At 75.0% G+C, this 17,710-nt stretch carries 19 protein-coding genes; 9 read left to right on the top strand and 10 right to left on the bottom strand.

All coding sequences use genetic code 11. The features are described from left to right. The first annotated feature begins 4 nt into the window (after positions 1 to 4). Together ACF1AK_RS19260 and ACF1AK_RS19265 are read left to right on the top strand one after the other, a co-directional pair. On the top strand, positions 5 to 655 hold the full coding sequence (locus ACF1AK_RS19260) for a TetR/AcrR family transcriptional regulator (protein WP_391499978.1): 651 nt from the start codon (positions 5 to 7) through the stop codon (positions 653 to 655). 198 nt (positions 656 to 853) lie between these two features. Then, entirely contained in the window at positions 854 to 3,319 is a 2,466-nt protein-coding gene (locus ACF1AK_RS19265; protein WP_391499979.1) for a SpoIIE family protein phosphatase, read from the top strand. Between the two features lie 69 nt (positions 3,320 to 3,388). Here ACF1AK_RS19265 and ACF1AK_RS19270 read toward each other — a convergent pair whose 3' ends face one another. The 10 genes from ACF1AK_RS19270 to ACF1AK_RS19315 form a co-directional block, all read right to left on the bottom strand. Next, positions 3,389 to 4,969, bottom strand: a complete 1,581-nt coding sequence (locus tag ACF1AK_RS19270; RefSeq protein ID WP_391499980.1) for an MFS transporter — start codon at positions 4,967 to 4,969, stop codon at positions 3,389 to 3,391. Positions 4,970 to 5,021: 52 nt separating this feature from the next. Next, positions 5,022 to 5,576: a TetR/AcrR family transcriptional regulator gene (locus tag ACF1AK_RS19275; protein WP_391499981.1), complete on the bottom strand. Its 555-nt coding sequence runs from the start codon at positions 5,574 to 5,576 to the stop codon at positions 5,022 to 5,024. A gap of 154 nt (positions 5,577 to 5,730) precedes the next feature. Continuing rightward, a complete protein-coding gene (locus ACF1AK_RS19280) occupies positions 5,731 to 6,123 on the bottom strand; it encodes a cell division protein SepF (RefSeq protein WP_380291666.1) in 393 nt (130 codons plus the stop codon). Positions 6,124 to 6,475: 352 nt separating this feature from the next. Then, entirely contained in the window at positions 6,476 to 7,189 is a 714-nt protein-coding gene (locus ACF1AK_RS19285) for a TVP38/TMEM64 family protein (protein ID WP_391499982.1), read from the bottom strand. 67 nt (positions 7,190 to 7,256) lie between these two features. Then, entirely contained in the window at positions 7,257 to 7,514 is a 258-nt protein-coding gene (locus ACF1AK_RS19290) for an RICIN domain-containing protein (protein ID WP_391499983.1), read from the bottom strand. Continuing rightward, positions 7,481 to 8,020 carry an RICIN domain-containing protein gene (locus tag ACF1AK_RS19295; RefSeq protein WP_391499984.1) on the bottom strand — a complete coding sequence of 180 codons (540 nt, stop codon included), beginning with the start codon at positions 8,018 to 8,020 and terminating at the stop codon, positions 7,481 to 7,483. The genes ACF1AK_RS19290 and ACF1AK_RS19295 overlap by 34 nt, the downstream gene beginning before the upstream one ends. Before the next feature lie 65 nt (positions 8,021 to 8,085). Continuing rightward, positions 8,086 to 8,631, bottom strand: coding sequence for an RICIN domain-containing protein (locus tag ACF1AK_RS19300; RefSeq protein WP_391499985.1), 546 nt, complete (start codon positions 8,629 to 8,631; stop codon positions 8,086 to 8,088). A gap of 69 nt (positions 8,632 to 8,700) precedes the next feature. Beyond that, positions 8,701 to 9,261: an RICIN domain-containing protein gene (locus ACF1AK_RS19305; protein ID WP_391499986.1), complete on the bottom strand. Its 561-nt coding sequence runs from the start codon at positions 9,259 to 9,261 to the stop codon at positions 8,701 to 8,703. Continuing rightward, positions 9,258 to 10,055, bottom strand: a complete 798-nt coding sequence (locus ACF1AK_RS19310; protein WP_391499987.1) for a dienelactone hydrolase family protein — start codon at positions 10,053 to 10,055, stop codon at positions 9,258 to 9,260. The genes ACF1AK_RS19305 and ACF1AK_RS19310 overlap by 4 nt, the downstream gene beginning before the upstream one ends. Positions 10,056 to 10,145: 90 nt before the next feature. Further along, the gene (locus ACF1AK_RS19315) at positions 10,146 to 11,405 is read right to left on the bottom strand and encodes an MFS transporter (RefSeq protein ID WP_391499988.1); all 1,260 of its coding nucleotides are present in this window, start codon (positions 11,403 to 11,405) and stop codon (positions 10,146 to 10,148) included. Between the two features lie 153 nt (positions 11,406 to 11,558). Between ACF1AK_RS19315 and ACF1AK_RS19320 the strand changes: the two genes are divergently transcribed. The 7 genes from ACF1AK_RS19320 to ACF1AK_RS19350 all read left to right on the top strand — a co-directional run bounded on the left by ACF1AK_RS19320 (position 11,559) and on the right by ACF1AK_RS19350 (position 17,631). Next, a complete protein-coding gene (locus ACF1AK_RS19320) occupies positions 11,559 to 12,767 on the top strand; it encodes an ROK family transcriptional regulator (protein WP_391499989.1) in 1,209 nt (402 codons plus the stop codon). Positions 12,768 to 12,886: 119 nt separating this feature from the next. Continuing rightward, the gene (locus tag ACF1AK_RS19325; protein WP_391499990.1) at positions 12,887 to 13,303 is read left to right on the top strand and encodes a molybdopterin-binding protein; all 417 of its coding nucleotides are present in this window, start codon (positions 12,887 to 12,889) and stop codon (positions 13,301 to 13,303) included. Positions 13,304 to 13,394: 91 nt separating this feature from the next. Next, complete coding sequence (locus ACF1AK_RS19330; protein ID WP_391499991.1) at positions 13,395 to 13,844, top strand: hypothetical protein; 450 nt, start codon at positions 13,395 to 13,397, stop codon at positions 13,842 to 13,844. 99 nt (positions 13,845 to 13,943) lie between these two features. Beyond that, positions 13,944 to 14,672 (top strand): glycerophosphodiester phosphodiesterase, encoded by a 729-nt coding sequence (locus tag ACF1AK_RS19335; protein ID WP_391499992.1) that lies wholly within the window; start codon positions 13,944 to 13,946, stop codon positions 14,670 to 14,672. Then, entirely contained in the window at positions 14,669 to 15,793 is a 1,125-nt protein-coding gene (locus ACF1AK_RS19340) for a winged helix DNA-binding domain-containing protein (RefSeq protein ID WP_391499993.1), read from the top strand. Before ACF1AK_RS19335 ends, ACF1AK_RS19340 begins: the two co-directional genes overlap by 4 nt. 126 nt (positions 15,794 to 15,919) lie before the next feature. Then, entirely contained in the window at positions 15,920 to 16,351 is a 432-nt protein-coding gene (locus ACF1AK_RS19345; RefSeq protein WP_391499994.1) for a hypothetical protein, read from the top strand. Between the two features lie 140 nt (positions 16,352 to 16,491). Next, a complete protein-coding gene (locus ACF1AK_RS19350; protein WP_391499995.1) occupies positions 16,492 to 17,631 on the top strand; it encodes an AI-2E family transporter in 1,140 nt (379 codons plus the stop codon). Positions 17,632 to 17,710: the final 79 nt, after the last annotated feature.

A 17,710-nucleotide genomic window follows, 5' to 3' on the forward strand; every position in this document is an offset into this window, starting at 1 on the left:
ACCGGTGCGGCCGCCCCCCGACCGGCCGCACCGCCCCCGCCGCCGTCCGCGAGGACCTTCCCGCCGCCGGCCCCGCCCGGACAGGACCGCCGCCGCCGATGACCACCCACCCGGCCGCCCGCACCCCCAGCAGGACCGCAGCCGCGCCACCCGGGCCCGGCTGCCCGCGGCGGCGGTCGGCCGCCTCGCCGCACTCGGCTGGAACGGCTCGACCGGCGCCGTCGTCGCCGGACGGGCCGGCGTCTCCCGGGGCACCGCCCGGCACCACGTCCCGACCCGCGAGGACACCGCCGCCGTCGACCTCACCGCCGAGCGGCCGAGCGCCGTGCGGGCCCACGCGGACGCGTTGCCGGACGCCGGCCCCGCCCGCCCCGAGGCCGTCCTCGACAGGGTCGTCCGCCGCTGCACCGGCCCGCTCCTCCGCGCCGCCCTCCACCTGTGGGCCGCCACCGTCACCGAGGAACCGCCGCGCGAGCGGATCACCGGCCTGGAGGGCCACGCCGGCCGCCAGGCGCACCGCGCCGCCGTCGAGTTCCTCGGCGCCGACGGGACCCGGCCCGGCGTACGCGAACCGTGCAGGCCACCCTCGGCATGGCCCGCGGCCCCGGCCCCGCCGACCTGCTCACCGGCGACGGCGCCCGGCGATCCGGGGTGATCCGGCAGTGGGCGCGCCTTCTGGAGAGTACGCTGCGGCCGGTAGGCCCATGACGCCCGTACACCTGGACGACCGCTGCCCCTCACCAAGGGGTCGCCGGGCGGCCGATGTCCGTGCAGTCTGGAGAAGAACCCCGGCCGCAGGAACCACGAGGACCGCCCGGCCGGGCACGAAGCCGAACCGGGGTGCAGTCTGATCATGCGGAGAGACGAGTGGGACGCCACGAACGCCACCGGCCCCGGAGCCGACGCCGGCCCCGCCCGCCTGGACGGCCATCGCCTGGTCCCGCTCGCCACCGCCCTGCTCCAGGACGACGGTCTGATCCTGCACTGGAGTGAGGACGCCGAGGCCCTGCTCGGCTGGACCGCCGAGGAGGCCGTCGGCAGCCACGCCGCCCGGCTGCTCACCGACGACAGCGACCGGCCCGAGGTCCTCGAACTCTTCGAGCGGATCCTCGGCGGCAAGGGCTGGTCCGGGGTCCACCCGGTCCGCCACCGCGACGGCCACACCGTCGAGCTGGAGTTCCGCACCTACCCGATCGCCGGCCCCGGCGGCACCCTGCTGCTGCTCGCCACCGCCTCCGACCTCGCCGCCCTGCACCGGGTCGAGGCCGACCTCGCCGTCCTCGACGGCATCTTCGGCCAGTCCCCGATCGGCATGGCCGTCTACGACACCGACCTGCGGTACGTCCGGCTCAACGAGTCGCTGGCCCGGATGAACGGCCTGCCCGTCGCCGACCACCTCGGACGGCGGATCAGCAGCATCCTGCCGGGCATCAACAGCACCGAGATAGAACAGATCATGAAGCAGGTGCTGGCCACCGGCAGACCCGTGGTCGACGCCCGCTCGCACGGCCGCGTCCCCGGCGACCCGCGCCGCGACCGCGCCTGGTCCGCCTCCTACTTCCGGCTGGAGGACTCCACCGGCCGGGTCTTCGGGGTCTGTTCCTCGATCATCGACGTCACCGAGCGCTTCCAGGCCGAGGCCCGGGCCGCCCGTGCCCAGGAACGGCTGGCCACCATCGCCGAGGCCACCGCCCGGATCGGCACCACCCTCGACCTCCAGCGCACCGCCGAGGAGCTGATCGAGGCCGTCGTCCCCCGGTTCGCCGACTTCGCCACCGTCGACCTGCTGGAAACCGTGCTGCGCGGCGCCGAACCCACCCCCATCCCGGAGGACCGCGGCGCGCTGCTGCGCGCCGTCGCGGTCGGCGAGGCCTACGAGACCGGTCTGGCGAGCGCCGTCGACGTCGTCGGCGAGGTCTCCGAGTACGCCCCCGGGCGCAGCTACACCCAGTGCCTGCGCAGTGGGCGCCCGCTGCTGCGCGCCCATGTCGACGCGGAGGTGCTGCGCGGCCTGGTCGCCAGTCCGGACCGGGTCGCCCCCGGTCTCGCGGCCGGCATCCACTCCTACCTGATGCTGCCGGTCATCGCCCGGGGCATGGTCCTCGGCGGCGCCGAGTTCATCCGGATGCGCAACCCCGAGCCGTTCACCGCCTCCGACGTCGCGCTGGCGGAGGAACTCGTCGCCCGCACCGCCCTGGCGATCGACAACGCCCGCCTCTACCGGCGTGAGCGGGAGACCGCGCTCACCCTCCAGCGCAGCCTGCTGCCCCAGGAGATCCACCGCACCCTCGGCCTGGAGATCGCCTACCGCTACCTGCCGTCCAGCGTCACCAGCGAGGTCGGCGGCGACTGGTTCGACGTCGTCCCGCTCTCCTGCGGGCGGGTCGCGCTGGTCGTCGGCGACGTGATGGGCCACGGCATCCGGGCCGCCGCCACGATGGGCCAGCTGCGCACCGTCGCCCGCACCCTGGCCACCCTCGACATGCCGCCCGAGCAGGTGCTCACCCGGCTCGACGAGACCGCCTCCGGAATCGGCGAGGGCCAGTTCGCCACCTGCATCTGCGCCGTCTACGACCCGCTGGAGCGCACCCTCCAGGTCGCCTCGGCGGGACACCTCCCGCCGGTCTGGGTCGCCCCCGACGGCACGCCCCGGCGGGTCGAGATGCCGCCCGGGGTGCCGCTGGGCGTCGGCGGGGTGGGCTTCGAGTCGGTCGAGTTCACGCTGCCCGAGGGCGGCATGGTGGCCCTCTACACCGACGGCCTGGTGGAGCGGCGCGGCCAGGACCTCGACGACGGCATCGACCTGCTCGCCCGCACCCTGTCCGGCCCCGGCCGGACCCTGGAGGAGAGCTGCGACGCCGTTCTCGGCGCGCTGGTCAGCGGCGGCAGCGACGACGACATCGCGATGATCATGGCCCGGGTGCTGCCGCTGCCCGCCGACCGGGTCGCCACCCTTCCGCTCACCGGCGGCGGACGGCTGCCCGGCAAGGCCCGCCGCTTCACCCGCGCCACGCTGGACGCCTGGGGCCTGGGCGCGCTCTCCGACTACGCCGAGCTGCTGGTCAGCGAGCTGGTCACGAACGCCCTGCTGCACGCCGACGCCCCGCGCCGGCTGCGGCTCTTCCGCGACCGGGTGCTCACCGTCGAGGTCGCCGACGCGGGCGGCCAGACGCCCCAGCTGCGGCCCTTCGCCGAGCAGGACGAGGGCGGCCGGGGGATGTTCCTGGTCAGTGAGCTCGCCCAGCGCTGGGGCAGCCGGCTGACCCGGGACGGCAAGGTGGTCTGGGCGGAGCTGGAACTGCCCTTCGGCACGGTCTGACCCTCCGGGCCCGCCGCACACCAGCGTTCCCCGTCCCCCCGGCGGCCAGGGGGACGGGGAACCGCGGTCTCAGACGTGCGCCTTCTCGGGCGTGCGCTCCTGCTCCGGCTCCTGCTCCGGTGCACGGGCCGGTCGGTCGGTCCCGTGGCCCGCCCCCCGCAGCAGCCGCCAGGCCAGCACCGCCGCGCCCAGCAGCAGCGCCGCCGCCAGCATTCCGGCCACGTTCACGCCGTGCACGAACGCGTCCTTGGCGCTCGCCAGCAGCGGCCCGGCCAGGGCGTCCGGCAGGCCGTGGGCCGCCTCCACCGCGCCGCCCAGCGACTCGCCGGCCTGCGCGGCCGCCGCCGGGCCGGTGCCGCCCGGGACGGCCAGCCGGCCGGCGTACAGCGAGCCGACCACCGAGCCGACCAGGGCGATGCCGAGCGCGGTGCCCAGCTCGTAGGCCGTCTCGGAGACCGCCGAGGCGGCGCCGGCCTTGTCGCCGGGCGCGGCCTTCAGCACCAGGTCCGCACCGAGCGTGTAGACCACGCCCTCCGCCGTGCCGACCAGCAGGAAGGCGGCGGCCAGCACCAGGTAGGTGGTGTCCTGCTGGATCCAGCCGAGCAGGCCGATCCCGGCGCCCATCGCCAGCAGCCCGAGGGTGAGCGCCGTCCGGGCGCCGGTGCGGCGCACCAGCCGGGCGGTCAGCAGGCCACCGGCCATCGCGCCGGCGAAGGCCGGCAGCTCGGCCAGCCCGGCCTTCAGCGGCGGGTAGCCGCGGACCAGCTGGAGGTACTGCGAGGTGACGAAGACGATGCCGGAGAGCCCGATCAGCGCGATCAGCGAGGCCAGCACGGCGGCGGTGAAGCGGCGGTCGCCGAAGAGCCGGACGTCCAGCAGCGGGGTCTCCAGGCGCAGCTGGCGGCGGACGAAGACGATCAGCGCCAGCGCGCCCAGCAGGCCCGCGGCCGGCACGTCCCAGCGGGCGACGCCGTGCGCCGCGGCCTCCTTGATCGCGTAGACCACGCCGATCACGCCGGCCAGCGACAGCAGCACGCTCAGCACGTCCCAGCGGCCCGGCTCCGGGTCCCTGGACTCCGGCAGCAGCCAGGCGCCGAAGACCAGCAGCAGCAGGAGCACCGGGATGTTCAGCAGGAACACCGAACCCCACCAGAAGTGCTCCAGCAGCACACCGCCGACCACCGGGCCGAGCGCGGCACCGGCGGACGCGGCGGCGCCCCAGACACCGATCGCGGTGGCCCGCTCGCGGTCGTCCGGGAAGAGCGTGCGGATCAGCGAGAGGGTGGAGGGCATGATGGTCGCCCCGGCCACGCCGAGCAGCACGCGGGCCAGGATCAGCCAGCCGGCGGTGGGCGCGTACGCGGCGAGCAGCGAGGCGGCGCCGAACGCGGTGGAACCGGCCAGCAGCAGTCGTTTGCGGCCGATCCGGTCGCTGAGCGAACCCATCGAGACCAGCAGGCCGGCCAGCACGAAGGAGTAGGCGTCACCGATCCACAGCAGCTGGGTGCCGCTGGGGCGCAGGGTCTCGCTGATCGAGGGGATGGCCAGGGACAGGACGGTCGCGTCGACGGCGACCAGGGTGACGGCCAGCACGAGGACGGCGAGGCCGGTCCAGCGCAGGCGGGGCTGGAGGTGGACGGTGCTGCTCATGGGTATCGGTGTCCGGTTTCCGGTCCGGGTGCGACGGGTGGGGGAGTCGGGGTCAGTGCGGGCGCGGGGTGCGCAGGGCGCCGCCGAGGAGGAGCTCGGCGAGCGAGAAGGCCGCGTCGCGCGGGGCCAGCCGGCCGTCCTGGACGGCCCAGCCGATCCCGGCGAGCAGGTCGAAGAACGCCTCGCTGAGCCAGGCCGCGGAGAGCTCGATGCGGAAGACCCCCTGCTGCTGCCCGCGCAGGAAGAGCGCGTGCAGCCGGGCCATCTGGGCCTCCCAGAGGTCGTTGACCGCCTCGTCGTCGTAGAGCTGGCTCTCGCCGGTCAGGTAGGCGCACAGCATGGCGTCCGGGACGATCTCGTCGATCAGCCGGCGCAGCGCGGCGTGCGCGTCCCCCTCCTCGACCGCGGCGGTGTCCAGTGCGGCGGCCAGCCGCTGGAGCGCGAGCATGCCGACCTCGCGGATCAGTGCGTCCCGGCCCGGGAAGAGCCGGTGCAGGGTGGCGCGGCTGATGCCCGCGGCGCGGGCGATCTCGTCGAGGTGGGCGGTCGGGCGGCGGGAGAGCACGCCGACGGCGGCTTCGAGCACGGAGTCACGGTCGGTGGCCATGGGACGAGTGTACGTCACCTGAGACGTGGATGTCTCAGAATTGATCCGGGCGTCTCACCCGAGGCGCGGCCGCCCGGCGCCCGGGCGGCAAAAAACCGGGGGCGGCGGTTGCCGTCCCCGGTTCTCCGTCCTCCTGCCGGCCGGTCGTGGCCGGTCAGCTCTGGTTGTAGAAGCCGGTGTCGTCGAGCGGGCGGTCGATGACCATCACCTCGACGTCCGCCGGGGTGAGCAGGAACACCCGGCGGGCGATCCGCTCGATGCCGCCGCGGGTGCCGAAGATCAGACCGGAGGCGAAGTCCACCATCCGCTTGGCCTCGGCCTCCTCCATCTCGGTGAGGTCCATGACCACCGGGGTGGCCGCCCGGATGTGCTCGCCGACCGTGCGGGCCGCCTCGAATCCGGTCGGCCGCAGGGAGACGATCTTCGCGGGAGCGGGGGAGGACGGTACCGTCTCCTGCTCGACCCACTCGTCCTCGTACACCGCGGCCGGGTAGCTCCCGGAGGGCATCAGCCACCCGTTGTGGTGCTCGTCGCGAAGTGCTCCCATGCCGCGCCTCCCTGCCTCTGTTCCGATACAGGTCCCCCGGTGCGCGTGCCCTTTTGACACGTCATCCACTCGTCGGAACTGTCCGAGTATCGCACTGATCACCGGTCTCGTGCCCGCTCGCGCCGTCCGTACGAGTCGCGCCGCGCCGACGGCCCGGGCGGACCCGGGCATCAGGAGCGACGCGGCAGAGGGACGTGCGGTTGCGCGCGTAGAAGATATCGGTCGCGGTCGCCGCGCAATTGACCTTCTGTCAACAATGCGGGAACGATTTCACACGCCACCGACAACGCCCCCGGTCGGCCGAGCGCATCGGCGTGTCCCGCGCCCGGCGTGCCGCCCGGGCGCCCGGCGCTCAGGCCTGGACCGCGCGCCGTCGCCGGAGCGCCGCCCGCACCAGCGGGACCAGGCTCGTGAGGGCGATCACCCCGATCAGTCCGGCCGAGAGCAGGAAGCCCGTCGACCCCGGCTCGCGCGCGGTGGCCGCCGCCGCGACGTAGACCGCGGTGACCGGGATCACGCCGAGCGCGGTGGCGAGGATGAACGGCGGGAACCGGACCCCGGAGACCGCCGCGCCGTAGGTGGCCGCCTGGAACGGCAGGCCGGGGAGGAGCCGCAGCAGCAGGATGCTGCGGAACCCCTGGTCGGTGAGGCGCCGGTCCATCGCCAGCAGCACCCGTCCGCGCAGGAAGTGCCGCAGCGCGTCCCGGCCCAGCCAGCGGGCCAGCCCGAAGGCGGCCGCCGCCCCGACCGTCGTGCCCAGCACGGCCAGCAGCAGCCCCTGCTGCACGCCCAGCAGCAGCCCGGCGGCCGCGTTCAGGGCCGGGCGGGGGAAGAACGCGACGGTGCCGAGCGCGTACACGGCGGTGAACAGCGGGGCGCGCCAGTACCAGGGCGTGCCGGTGAACAGGCTGCCGTCGAACAGGGCGGTCGGGTTCCACACCAGCAGCGCGCCGGTCACCGCGGCGAGGATCACCACCAGCAGGGCGAACCGCGGCCACGGCGAACGCTCCGGCCGGTCGGCCGGAGCGGGGCCGGGCGGGGGCGGGGAGGTCACGGGTCCGGGCACGGCCCGAGCCTAACCGGGCGCCCGCTCCGCCCGGCACACGGGTGCCGGGCGGAGCGGGCGGGCGGACTCAGGACCAGCGCTGGTTGTACGCGAAGCCCCCTCGCCACTGGATCACCGGCGTGCCGTCGGCCGGGCCGGCCTCGAACACGTCCAGGACGAGCCCGTTGCTCCGGTTCACCCCCGTCCACTCCGCGTGCCAGGTGTGGTGCAGCGTCTGCCACGCCTGGTTGAGGCCCCGGTTGCAGGTCCACTGGACGATCGGGGTGCCGGGCTCGGTGAACTCCTGGATGCCTAGGGGCCGGCCGACCTGGACGAGTAGAGCCACTTCTGGTTGAACCCGTGATCCGCGTGCCACTGGATCACCGGGGTGCCGGGCGTCGGGTCCTCGCCGCGGACGTCCAGCAGGAGCCCGCTGTTGACGTTGGTCAGGGTGTACAGCCCGACGTGGTGCACCAGCTCGGCGGTCCACTGCTGGTTGGCGCCGCCGTGGCACGGCCAGATGATGGCCCGCACGCCCTCCTCGGTGCTGCCGAAGGGGATGTCCAGGCACTTGCCGCTTCCGACGCCGACCAGCTCGTGGGCGTCGGTCCAGTACCAGCCCTGGTTGTCGCCGTCGTTGCAGGGCCACTGTTCGACGGGTGCGCCGTCGTCGGTGCGCCGGTCGGTGACGTCCAGGCACTGCTGGACCGGGGACGTGTTGACGGTGATGAGCGCGAACGGCCGGCCGGGGCCGGCCTGCGCGGCGGCGGGGGAGACGAGGCCGAGCGCTGCGGCCGCGGTGAGGACCGCGGCCGCGGCGACGCGGCGGCGGGTGGGGCGACGACGGGTCATGGGGTTCCCCTCGATGCGTACGGGCGGGAGGCCCGCTGCGCGGTCAGCCGGCCGGGAGCGGGGGATCAGGAGGCCGGGCCGGTCGGGCCCGGGGTGAAGTCCGAGGGGAACCAGATCTGGTTGTAGGCGACGGGCGTGTCGATCGGGTTCCACTGGATCACGGGCGCGCCGTCGGCCGTGTTGGCGAAGGCGACGTCGAGGACGAGCGCGCTGTTCACGTTGGCGTAGCGACGGGTCCCCGAGTGCATCGGCTGCTCGGTCCACTGCTGGTTGGTGCCGCGGTTGCAGGTCCACACCACGGGCCGGGTGCCGGGCGCGGTGCTGAACCCCGGGACGTCCAGGCACGTCCCGCTGTGGGCGTTGACCAGGACACGGTCGGCGGCCCAGTACCACTGCTGGTTGGCGCCGCCGGTGCAGGTCCACTGCCGGACGGGGGCGCCGTCGTCGGTGCGCCAGTCGGCGACCTCCAGGCACTTCTCGGAGCCGAGGTTGGTGATGCTGAAGGGCTTGCTCAGCGGGTCGGGGGCACCGGTCGCGGCGTGTGCGGCCGGGGCGGTGAGGGCGAGGGCCGCGGTGAGGGCGAGCAGCGCGGCGGCGGGGCGCAGGGACATGGGGACTCCTCGTGGGTGATCGGGTCCCGGGGCCGGGACGGCGGGCGTCCCGGCACCGGTGGCCGGCTGTCAGAAGGGGGGCAGGGAGACCTGGGGCACGGGCCCGGTCCAGATCTGGTTGTCGCCGCCGTTGGCGCCCCAGGTGACGACCGGAGCACCGTCGGAGGGGTCGAAGCCGTACACGTCGAGGACCGTCCCGAGGAAGCTGGTCATGGGACCGGTCGAGGGCCTGCTGGCGCCGGGCACCTGCCACCGCTGGTTGGCCGGCCAGCCGGTGCTGCACGTGTACTGGATCGGCTGGGTGCCCCACGCGGTGCTTGCGCCGGGGACGTCCAGGCACAGCTGGCTGTGCTGGTTGACCATGAAGCCGCTGTTGCTGGCCTTCCACTGCTGGTTGGCGCCTCCGGTGCAGGTCCACTGCCGGACGGGGGCGCCGACGTCGGTGCGCCAGTCGGCGACCTCCAGGCACTTGCCCGTGGCGGTGTTGCGGAGTTCGAAGGCGGGTGTGTATCCGATGACGTATCCGGCATGGGCGGTGCCGGGTGCGGCCAGGACGGCTGCCGCGGTGGTGAGGGCTGCGCCCAGGGCGGCGCCGAGCCGGCCTCTTCGGGCGGGGGCGGTGGGGGTCACGGATGTCCTCCTGAGGGGCGACGGGTGGTGCGCTCGGACAGGAAGCCGAGGAGTCGGAACCACGACTCCCTTGCGGCGTCGCGGTGTTGGACGGCCGTGCATGCGAAATAGTTGTGCGGAGCCTGAGGAAAAGTCATGAACTCGTGCGCACAGCCCGCTTCGGTCAGTGCGGCGTCGAAGGCGGCGACCGCGCTCGGCGGGATGTGCTCGTCGGCGCCGCCCCAGAAGGCGAGGACCGGAGCGCTCAGGCCGGCGGCGAGCTGGGTCGGCCCGGGGGCGCCGTTGATGGTGTCGGGGTAGCCGTAGAAGCCGACCACACCGGCCAGGCCGAAGCGCGGTGCGGCGGCGCGGAAGGCCTGGCGGCCGCCGAAGCAGAAGCCGAGCGCGACGACCTCCGCGGCACCGAGCGCGCGCAGGTGGCGGATGCCCGCGGTGAGGTCGGCGTCCAGGCCCTCGGGGGTGAGGGCGAGCAGGTGCGGCAGCAGGTCCGGCAGCTCGCCGAATTCCGCCGCGCGGTCCTGCGGGACGGCGCCGGCCGTGCGGCCGTAATAGTCGAGGACGAGCGCCGGGAATCCCTGTCCGGCGAGCCGGACGGCGGTCTGCCGGTAGAATCCGGAAAGGCCCTTGTTGTCCGGCAGGACGAGCACACCTGGCCCCGCGGGGTGGGCCGGGCGGGCCAGGAAGGCGCCGAACGCGGTGCCGTCGACCGAGGTCAGGGTGAGGTCGGCGGCCTCGGCGAGGGCGTGGGTGGCGGGGGTGAAGACGGGCGGGGCGGCATCGGCCTCATAGCACACGGGAATTCCTTCGCGACAGCGGAACGCCGGGCGCGCGGTGTGCGCCCGGCGTTCCGGAATGCTAGCGAGAATTCCCCGGAGAATTTCCCATCATATCGCAGGGGTGTTTTTTTCGAAAGGCTTCTTCGATTCCGGAGTGATCACGTTCACCGGCTCCGTGCCGGGCGCGTGGTCCTCGGCCCGGCGCAGCGCCCCCGCGCTCAGCATCAGGGCCGCGGCGAGCGCGGTGACCACGCCGAAGGAGACGGTGAGCGACGTGGCCTGGGCGAGGCCGCCGATGATCGCCGGGGCGATCAGCCCCGAGGTGTAGGTGACGGTGGCGACACCGGCGATGGCCTGGCTGGGGTTGCTGCCGATCCGGCCCGCCGCGGCGAAGGCCAGCGGGACCACCACCGCGACGCCGACCCCGATCAGCGCGAACCCGGGGACGGCGAGCGCCGGGCGGTCGGCGGCGACCACCAGCAGCCCGCCGCCGGTGGCGATCGCCCCGCTCAGCCGGGCGGCCCGGACCGCGCCGAGCCGGCGGATCACCACGTCGCCGGCCAGTCGGCTGATCGCCATGGTGAGGGAGAACGCGGTGTAGGCGGCCGCCGCCACGGCGGGCGAGGCGCCGGTGACCTCGCGCAGGTAGACGCCGCTCCAGTCCATCGAGGCGCCCTCGGCGAACACCGCGCAGAAGCCGACCAGGCCGATCACCAGCGAGCTGCGCGGCGGCAGCGCGAAGCGCGGCGGTGCCTCGGCGTGCTCGGCCGCGCGGACGTCCGGCAGCGCGCCGCAGACCGGCTGGGCGATGAGCAGCAGGACGAAGGCGGTGACACCGATCTGGATCCGGGGGTCGACGTCCTGATGGACCGCCAGGATGCCGATCCCGGCCGCGACCAGTCCGCCCGCGCTCCACATCCCGTGCAGGCTCGACATGATGGAGCGGCCGAGCCGCTGCTCGATCTCCACGCCCTGGGCGTTCATCGCCACGTCCGACATGCCCGCCGTCGCGCCGTACGCCAGCAGGAACAGGCAGAGCACCGGCAGCGAGGGGGCGAGCACCGGCAGGGCCAGGGCCAGGCAGCACAGCGACAGCAGCCCGGCGACCGACGCCCGTCCGCCGTAGCGGTGGACCACCCGCCCGGCCAGCGGCATCGCGAGGGAGGAGCCGATCGCCGGCATCACCAGGGCCAGGCCGAGCTGGCCGGGGGAGAGGCCGAGGTGGTCCTTGATCCACGGGATCCGGCTGACGAAGGTGCCGCCGACGGCGCCGTGCACGGCGAAGACGAGCGCGACGGCGAGGCGTGCGCGCCCCGCGCCGCCCGTGCGGCCGAAGGGTGGTCCTGCTGGGGTGAGGCTGGTGGTCATCCGGCTCTTCCCTCCCCGTCGCGGTCGGTGCGGCGGTGCCCTGGGGGTGGTGTGGTGGGTGGGGTGGTGCCCGTCGACGTGGCAGTGCGGCGTCGGTTCGATAAATTATCAGGAAGGGACCCTGATAGAAACACTCTGGAAGGATGTCCGGCCATGACCACCGCGCGTACGGCCACGCCGAGCACCGCCCGGGCGATCAACGACCGGTTGGCGCTCAACCTCCTGCTCGACCGGGGGCCGCTGACGGCGACCGAGCTGCGTGACCTCACCGGCCTGTCCCGGCCCACGGTCGCCGACCTGCTCGACCGGCTCCAGCGGACCGGCCTGGTCGCCGTCGTCGGCGAACGCGGCGAGCAGCGGCGCGGCCCCAACGCCCGGCTCTACGCGCTGGTCGCCTCCCGCGCCCACCTCGCCGCCGTCGACGTCCGCTCCGGCGGCGTCACCCTGGTCGTCGCCGACCTGGCCGGGCAGACCCTGGGCGGCACCGAGATCGCCGTGGCCGGAATCGGCACCGACGCCGCCGCCCACCGCGCCGCCGCCGGGCGGATCGTCCGCACCCTGCTCGACACCGCCCGCCGGGCCGGGGTCGAGCACCTGCACACCGTGGCCGTCGGCGCCCCCGGCCTGGTCGACCCCGCCACCGGCCGGCTCCAGTCCACCGGCGAGCTGCCCGCCTGGCACGCCGAACTCCTCACCGCCCTGCACGACCTGCCGGGCACCGACGTGATCCTGGAGAACGAGGTCAACCTCGCCGGGCGGGCCGAGCACCGGATCGGCGCCGCCCGCGGCCGCGACGACTTCGTCCTCGTCTGGCTCGGCCACAGCGTCGGCGCCGCCGTCGTCCTCGGCGGCCGACTGCGCCGCGGCGCCACCGGAGGCACCGGCGAGATCTGCTTCCTGCCCGTCCCCGGCACCGTCGCGCTGCCGACCGACACCAGCTGCGAGGGCGGCTTCCACAGTCTGGCCGGCAGCGCCGCCGTCTGCGGGCTGGCCCGTGCCCACGGGCTGCCCGTCGGTCCGGCCGACGACGCCCCCGCCGCCGAGGCCGCCGTCCGGGCCGCCCTGGACGCGCTCGGCGACGGGCAGCCCGGCGGGCCGTTCCTGGACGAGCTGGCCGGGCGGATCGCCCTCGGCGCCTCCGCGGTCTGCGTGGTCCTCGACCCCGGCTGCGTCGTGCTCGGCGGCGAGATCGGCCGGGCCGGCGGCGCCGAACTCGCGGCCCGGGTGGAACGGCGGCTCGCCGGGCTCTCCCCGCTGCGCACCGAGGTCCGCCCCGGCGAGGCCGGCGGCGGCGCGGTGCTCGCCGGCGCTGTGCTCACCGCCGGCGACGCCGTGCGCCGGGACCTCTTCGGGGAACCGTAGGCCCTGTGCGCCGGCCGTCGGCCGGTACGGCAGGATGGGCCGCGGAGCCGGGGCCGGGCGGGGGCGAACCGCGGCCGTCTCCCGGCCGACCGTCCGCACCACCGTCAGGAGTCGCAACCATGGGCCAGCCCGGGGCACCGGCCAACCCGTACCGCATCGGCGAGGCCGCGGCGCTGCTCGGCGTGAGCGCCGACACCATGCGGCGCTGGGTGGACGCCGGCCGGATCGCCGCCGAGCGCGACGAGAACGGCCACCGGATCATCGCCGGCGCCGAGCTGGCCGCGTTCGCGCGGGAACTGGCCCGCCCCGAGACCGCCGCCGCCGAGGGCCGCCCCTCCTCGGCGCGCAACCGCTTCCCGGGCATCGTCACCGACGTGGTGCTCGGTGACGTCGCCGCCCAGGTGGAGATCCAGGCCGGGCCGTTCCGGGTGGTCTCGCTGATCAGCCGGGAGTCGGCGGAGGAGCTGGAACTGGTGCCCGGGGCACCCGCCACGGCCGTCATCAAGTCGACCAATGTGATGATCGAACGACGCTGAGCGCCGCCCGGCCGACCACCCCGCCCCGCTGCCCAGCCGCCCCACCCGACCAGCCGGCCGCACCGGCCGAGCGCCGAGGAGAGGACGCCCGATGCCCCACGACCCACTGCCGTCCACCCAGAGCGCCGTCTTCGCCGTCGAGGCGATGGCCGCCCGGCACGGCCGCTCGGTGCGCACCAGCCACGACATCGGGGCCGACCGGACCTTCGCCGGCCTGGTCGGCACCGACGGCGGCGACCGGGACGAACTCGCCGCGATACCGCACGAGGCGCTGATCGAGATCTCCGGCCCGCCCGAGGTGACCGTCCGCCTCTTCGTCCACGACGAGGCCGTGGTCACCGTCGACGCCATCGCCTTCGACGTGCCGCGCGACAGCGTCCCGGCGTTCCTGAACTCCGTCTGGACCGGCCTGGTCCACCTCAGGCAACGGGTCTTCCCGCCCTCCTGCACCATGATCGTTACCGTGCCGGGAGAGCGGAGCTACCGTGAGGCCGTGACCCTGTACACCCTGACCCCGTGGCTGGCCGGCCGGATCCGCTGACCCCGGGCCGTCCGCCCGGCCGCCCGCAGAAGTCCGCCGTGCACGCCGTCTCCGCCGAACCTGCCGCTCCGACCGATGAACGGACCGATGAACGGACCGATGAACGGACCGATGACCGCCTCCGCCGCCCGCCGCCCCGTCCTCGCCGTCGCCCACCGCGGCGACCCGTACCGGTACCGCGAGAACACCCTGCCCTCCGTCGAGTCCGCGTTCGCCGCCGGCGCCGACGCCGTCGAGGTGGACGTCCGGCTGACCCGCGACCGGGTCCCGGTCCTGCTGCACGACGCAACCCTCGAACGCCTCTGGGGCGACCCCCGCCCGCTCTCCCGGCTCACCTCCGAGCAGCTCGACGCCCTCGACGACGGCCGGCACCGCGTCCCCACCCTCGCCGAGGCGCTCAAGGCCACCGCCGCCGCCGCGCCCGGCGCCACCCTCCTGATCGACCTCGACGACGCCGGCCCGGCCGCCGCCGCCTGGGAGGTCGTCACCGGCCTCGGAGCCGAGCAGCGGGTCGGCTTCTGCGGCCCCGCCTCCGCCATGCTGGCCGTGCGCGCGCTCGCCCCCGAGGCCGAGATCGCCCTCACCTGGAAGCAGCCCCGGCTGCCCGTGCGCGCCCTGCTCGACGACCTGCGCCCGGCCTACATCAACCCGCCGTTCGGCCTGGCCACCCCCGCCTTCACCGCCGCCGCCCACCAGGCCGGGCTGTCCGTCTCCACCTGGACCGCCGACCTGCGCCGCACCATGCGCAAGCTGAGCGAGGCCGGCGTGGACTCGATCACCAGCAACCGGATCGCCCTGCTGCGCGCCGTCCTGGACGGCCGCCGGTGACCGGCGGCCCGCGGGGGGACGACGCCGGGGTGCTGGGCCCGCGGGCGCTCGGCCGTGCGCTGCTGGCCCGTCAGCACCTGCTGGAGCGCAGTGACGCCGCTCCGGCCGCGATGATCGGGCACCTCGGCGGCCTCCAGGCCCAGGCCGCCCCGCAGCCGCCCTACCTCGGCCTGCTCTCCCGGCTCGACGGCTTCACCCCCGAGGCGCTCACCGAGCTGATCGAGAGCCGGCGCGCCGTGCGGATCGCCCTCCAGCGCGGCACCATCCACCTGGTCACCGCCGAGGACTGCCTGACCCTGCGGCCCCTGGTGCAGCCGCTGCTGGACCAGCAGCTGCGCACCACCTTCGGCAAGCGGCTGGCCGGCCTCGACCTCGACGCGCTCGCCGCCGAGGCCCGCGCCCTCGTGGAGGCGCAGCCGCGCACCTTCCAGCGGCTGGGCGCCGAGCTGGCCGCCACCCGCCCCGACCGCGACCCGGCCGCGCTCGCCCAGGCGGCCCGCTGCCTGCTGCCGCTGGTGCAGGTCCCGCCGCGCGGCCTGTGGGGACGCAGCGGCCCGGCCGCGCACACCACCGCCGAGGCCTGGCTCGGCCGGCCGCTCGACCCGGCGCCGACGCCCGACGGCCTGGTGCTGCGCTACCTCGCCGCCTTCGGCCCGGCCACCGCCGCCGACCTGCAGAAGTGGTGCGGCCTCAGCCGGCTCGCCCCGGTGCTGCAACGGCTCGCCCCGCGGCTGGTCGCCTTCCGCGACGAGCAGGGCCGGCTGCTCCACGACCTGCCCGACGCGCCCCGGCCCGACCCGGACACCCCAGCGCCGGTCCGGCTGGTCGCGCCGTTCGACAACCTGCTGCTCTCGCACGCCGACCGCACCCGGGTGCTGCCCGAGGAGTACCGGCCGCGGGTGATGACCCGGAACGGCATCGTGCTCGGCAGTGTGCTGGTCGACGGCCTGGTCGCGGGGAGCTGGCAGCTGGCCGGCGAGGGCACCGGGGCGCCGTCGGTGACGGTCCGCCCGTTCGCCCCGCTCGGCCGGGCCGACCGCGACGCGGCGCGGGCCGAGGCCGAACGGGTGCTCGCCTTCGCGGGCGGGGGCGGCGAGGTCCGCTTCGAGGCGGACCGGTAGCGCGTTCGGCGCCCGCACGGGCGTGCGGGCGCCGTGACTCCTTGGGGTGGCCCCACGGCGATGCTCCGTGTCCGTACCGCCACGGCTGGCTTGAATCGACCCACCCCTACTGAAGTGGAGTCGGCTGTGGCCCCTGTCAAGAGCGGTGTCTACGCGATCACCAAGCCCGATGAGCAACTGCTCACCCTCCAGGCGTCCAAGGAGTTCGTGGTCGTCCTGCCCCCGACCGGCGAGCCCGGGGAGCAGGAATGGGAGGTGAGCGGCCTCGACAACGGAAACGTCGTCATCAGGAACCTCCGGCACGGCGACTACGTCGGCCTGGACGGTCCGCCGGAGGAGAACCAGCAGGTCCGGGGCACCGACGAGGCGTTCGAGTGGGCGCTCTACCAGGCCGCCGAACCGTCCTCCTTCCACGTCGTCCTGCCCGGAGGCCCGGTCGGCGGCCAGGAACTGGCGCTGGACCTGAGCGTGCTCGACATCTTCCCGCAGCGCACCGCGCTGCGACCGCTGGAGGTCCGCGACCAGCGACAGGCCTGGCTGTTCGAGGCCCACGAGTGAGTGACGGCGCGCCCGCCCCGGCCCGGTGGTGCCGCGAGCGCCGGGGCGGGACGCGCCCAAAGGTGCACATAGTGTGCACATGATCGTATTGTCTGCTGAGATGGGGCAGATCAGGACCGATCGACCGGACGGAGGAACGGATGCCGGGTCAGACTCCGCCCGAACGGCGGCCCGCCGACCACCGCCGCCCCTACCTCATGCTGCCCGCCCCGGTCCGGGCCGCCGCCGCCTGGTCCGCGGCCCTGGTGCTGCTCATCACCGTCGCCTCGCTGGTCGTCTTCGCTCTGGTCGAACTGCGGGCCGCCACCGTCCCGGTGATCCTGGCCCTGCTCGGCACCTCGCTGCTCCAGCCGGTGATGCCGTGGATGGTCCGACGCGGCGTCAGCCGGTCGACGGCCGCCGGCCTCACCTGCGCCGTGCTGGTGGCCGCCGTCGGCGTGGTCATCGCCCTGCTGGTCAACTCCCTGGTGCACAGCGCCCCGCAGATCGCCGCCGCGCTCCAGGAGGCCGGGGACCGGCTCGCCGAATGGCTCGGCCCGTTCGGCGAGAAGATCCGGCACGTGCTGGACAACGCCCAGGGCGAGACCAACACGCTCGTCACCACCCTCACCGACAGCGTGCTCTCCGGTCTCGGCCTCGCCACCCAGATCGCCACCGGCGGCGTGCTGGCCCTCGCCCTGGTCTTCTTCTTCCTGCGCGACGGGCACCGCACCGGCGACGTCATCCGCTCCTACCTGCCCGAACGCACCGCCGAGACGGTGGTGGCCTGCGGGGAGCGGGCCTTCGAGGCGATGGCCGGGTTCATGCGCGGCACCACCCTGATCGCCCTGATCGACGCCTTCTTCATCACCGTCGGACTGCTCGTGCTCGGTGTCCCCGGTGCGCCCGGCCTCGGTGCGCTGGTCTTCATGGGGGCCTACATCCCGTTCGTCGGCGCCTTCCTGTCCGGCACCGTCGCCGTGCTGGTCGCCCTCGCCGACGGCGGCCTGGGCACGGCCCTCTGGGCGCTCGGCGTGGTGGTCGCCGTCCAGGTCGTCGAGGGCAACATCCTCCAGCCGCTGATCCAGAGCCGGACGGTCGAGCTCCACCCGGCCACCATCATGGTCGCGGTGGTGGCCGGCTCCGGAATCGCCGGGATCATCGGCGCACTGCTGGCCGTCCCGGTCTGCGCCGCCGGGCTCGGGGTCGTCTCCGTGCTGCGCGGAGACCCCGGCCGGCGGCGGCGCGCCGACCACGACGCCGGCGGGGACGCCGGTCTCGCGGAGGCGGCTCGGCAGTAGGTCAGCGGGCGGCCGCGCCGCAGCGCGTACTCCGCGGCGCGCAGGAGGAGCGCGGTGCCGAAGGCGACGTCCAGCTCCT

It is taken from the genome of Kitasatospora sp. NPDC015120, assembly GCF_043080305.1.
GTDB lineage: Bacteria > Actinomycetota > Actinomycetes > Streptomycetales > Streptomycetaceae > Kitasatospora.

Coding starts and splice junctions, on each gene's coding strand:
- ACF1AK_RS19335 (WP_391499992.1), top strand. CDS start 13,944: ATGAACGGACCGATGACCGCCTCCGCCGCCCGCCGCCCCGTCCTCGCC.
- ACF1AK_RS19325 (WP_391499990.1), top strand. CDS start 12,887: ATGGGCCAGCCCGGGGCACCGGCCAACCCGTACCGCATCGGCGAGGCC.
- ACF1AK_RS19315 (WP_391499988.1), bottom strand. CDS start 11,405: ATGACCACCAGCCTCACCCCAGCAGGACCACCCTTCGGCCGCACGGGC.
- ACF1AK_RS19280 (WP_380291666.1), bottom strand. CDS start 6,123: ATGGGAGCACTTCGCGACGAGCACCACAACGGGTGGCTGATGCCCTCC.
- ACF1AK_RS19275 (WP_391499981.1), bottom strand. CDS start 5,576: ATGGCCACCGACCGTGACTCCGTGCTCGAAGCCGCCGTCGGCGTGCTC.
- ACF1AK_RS19320 (WP_391499989.1), top strand. CDS start 11,559: ATGACCACCGCGCGTACGGCCACGCCGAGCACCGCCCGGGCGATCAAC.
- ACF1AK_RS19265 (WP_391499979.1), top strand. CDS start 854: ATGCGGAGAGACGAGTGGGACGCCACGAACGCCACCGGCCCCGGAGCC.
- ACF1AK_RS19270 (WP_391499980.1), bottom strand. CDS start 4,969: ATGAGCAGCACCGTCCACCTCCAGCCCCGCCTGCGCTGGACCGGCCTC.
- ACF1AK_RS19350 (WP_391499995.1), top strand. CDS start 16,492: ATGCCGGGTCAGACTCCGCCCGAACGGCGGCCCGCCGACCACCGCCGC.
- ACF1AK_RS19300 (WP_391499985.1), bottom strand. CDS start 8,631: ATGTCCCTGCGCCCCGCCGCCGCGCTGCTCGCCCTCACCGCGGCCCTC.
- ACF1AK_RS19295 (WP_391499984.1), bottom strand. CDS start 8,020: ATGACCCGTCGTCGCCCCACCCGCCGCCGCGTCGCCGCGGCCGCGGTC.
- ACF1AK_RS19330 (WP_391499991.1), top strand. CDS start 13,395: ATGCCCCACGACCCACTGCCGTCCACCCAGAGCGCCGTCTTCGCCGTC.